This is a genomic window from Vulcanococcus limneticus LL (assembly GCF_002252705.1).
GTDB classification, from domain to species: domain Bacteria; phylum Cyanobacteriota; class Cyanobacteriia; order PCC-6307; family Cyanobiaceae; genus Vulcanococcus; species Vulcanococcus limneticus.
On sequence record NZ_NQLA01000113.1, the window covers coordinates 1 to 2,230 of the forward strand.

Consider the following 2,230-nt stretch of genomic DNA (forward strand, 5'->3'; position numbering starts at 1 on the left):
GGGCGTACGCCCCTGGAGGCAGCTCAACAGGGAGTTGCAGCATGACCACATCCACCCACTCTCATAAGGACTGGACCGACAAAGGGGGTCACGTCAGCATGGCGGCATCTTCTCATCGGTGAACCCAGCCAACTGGATTCGGCATTGGCGCTATCCCAATCACCTGATGCTGGCCGTGCCATGGCCGGTCTTCTTTGTGTTGATCGCGATGGGATACCTGCTTCTCCATCTGGTGTTCACAGGCCTTTACTGGCTGGATCCCCATGGGATCTCGGGCGTGTCAGGCCCTGCAACCAGTTTCATGGAAGCGTTCTTCTTCAGTGTGCACACCCTGGGGTCGATCGGCTATGGCGCGCTCTATCCCAGTAGCCTCTTCACGAATCTGATTGTCACCTTCGAGTCACTGGTGGGGTTGATTCTAATTGCGCTGATCACAGGATCGACCTTCAGTCGCTTCTCCAAGTCCACAGCGAGGATCCTGTTCTCAGATGTGGCCACGTTGCATTCCTACAACGGACTGCCCACCTTGATGTTCCGTGTGGCCAATGAACGGCGCAAGACCATCCTCGATGCCAGGATTAGGGCTTATCTCGCCATCGATGAGCGCACTCCGGAAGGTCACCGGATGCGACGCCTGCACCCGATGACCTTGAACCGCGATTGCTCACCCCTGTTTCTGCTCACCTGGACGGTGATGCATCCGATCGATCAACACAGCCCTTTGCATGGACGTACCCCCCAGGAGTTGAGCGCAAGCCAGGCCGACATCGTGGTTTCATTCAGTGGCATTGACGAAATCATGGAGCGGCCGATCCATGCCCATCACAATTACCCCCTTTCCCAGGTGTTGTTCGGTCAGGCCTTCGTGGACATGATGCAGGAGGAGGATGGCGAGGGCCAGAGCTTCGACTTCGCCAATTTCAACCGGATCTATGCCTGCCCATCCGTTGAGCTGCCCCGACCAGCTGGAGCAGCTTCCTGACGCTCAGCTCAGCTCCACCACGGCTTCTCGCCGGTGCGGGGATCGCTCTCGCTCCAGGTGCTGAGCAGCACCCGTTCGCCCTGAACCGCCACATGGGCCAGGGCCAGGGGCAGCGGGGCGGGACCTCGGACCACGGCCCCCTCCGGGTCGTACTGGCTTCCGTGACAGGGGCAGATGAACTTGTTCTCGCCGCTGTTCCAGGGGACCACGCAGCCCAGATGGGTGCAGATGGCGTTGAGGCCGATGGCGCCGATGGCGCCCTCTCCATCGACGATCAGATAGGTGGGATCGCCCTTGAGGCCCTGCACCAGGCTGCGGTCGCCTTCGCTATGGCCAGCCAGCCAGCCGCTGGCCGCGATCGGATTGCCGAGTTCATCCAGGGCCATGGCACCACCAGATGAGCCAGCCTCCCGTGGAGGGATGAAGTAGCGCACCACTGGGTAGAGGGCGCCGAGGGCCACCCCGGTGACGGCACCGAAGGTGAGCAGGTTCATGAACTGACGACGCCCCAGGCTGGGGACCTCGCTGCTGGAGTGGCTAATGGGGACGAGGGTCATGGCATTGAGCCTGCAGATCGGCTTATGACGAGATACGCATAGTGTAGAGAAATCATTGAGCTGGCGTGGCTCAGCTTGTGGCGGCGGCGAGAGCTGCCTGAACCTCCGGCAGGTGCACGGCATACATGCCGCGCAGCTCACCAACGGCCAGGTCAAACGCCTTGTCGTCGGGGTAGTTGTCTTTGATGAACGCCGGCCGACTGGCCTTGGTGCCGTGGCAGGCCAGGCAGCTCGGCTCCACGTTGATGCGGCGGTAGTAGTTCAGGCCGGCGCCCTGTTCCGCCACGGCGGGCTCCCAGAGCCCGTTGATCTCAGGGTGTCGACTGAACAGATCGATCACCTGGCGCTCCTGAGCGTTGGCGGGGGCATGGTCGGGGTTGCGGTACTTGCTGGCCACCTGGCGCACCTGCCAGCCGTTCTCCTTGCCGATCGCCACCGCCCGTATGCCTACGGGCTTGCACACCTCCTTCATCGTTTCGATGGTGGGCTCCTCGGTGCGGCCCTCGAGGGTGGAGGCCAGGGAGATGCGCATCTGATCGAGCTGCTCCATCGCCACAACGGCCTTGGCCAGAGCAGCCGAATCCCCCGGCAGGGCAGGGCTGATTCAAAGTGTGTCACAGGTGCTCTGGCCTGAGCTGCCAGCATGGGGTTTGGTCGGTGGTATCGCCTCCTCCCTGTGCCCGAAATCGCC

General features: G+C 62.0%; 3 protein-coding genes. 1 reads left to right on the plus strand and 2 read right to left on the minus strand.

Features of this window, described 5'->3' with window-relative positions:
* Positions 1-118 precede the first annotated feature (118 nt).
* Positions 119-982, plus strand: a complete 864-nt coding sequence (locus tag CJZ98_RS17520) for an ion channel (protein WP_232756593.1) — start codon at positions 119-121, stop codon at positions 980-982.
* Positions 983-990: 8 nt separating this feature from the next.
* Here CJZ98_RS17520 and petC read toward each other — a convergent pair whose 3' ends face one another.
* Together petC and CJZ98_RS17530 are read right to left on the minus strand one after the other, a co-directional pair.
* Entirely contained in the window at positions 991-1,539 is a 549-nt protein-coding gene (gene petC, locus CJZ98_RS17525) for a cytochrome b6-f complex iron-sulfur subunit (RefSeq protein ID WP_094592386.1), read from the minus strand.
* 70 nt (positions 1,540-1,609) lie between these two features.
* Positions 1,610-2,143, minus strand: coding sequence for a Tll0287-like domain-containing protein (locus CJZ98_RS17530; protein WP_094592387.1), 534 nt, complete (start codon positions 2,141-2,143; stop codon positions 1,610-1,612).
* Positions 2,144-2,230 lie beyond the last annotated feature (87 nt).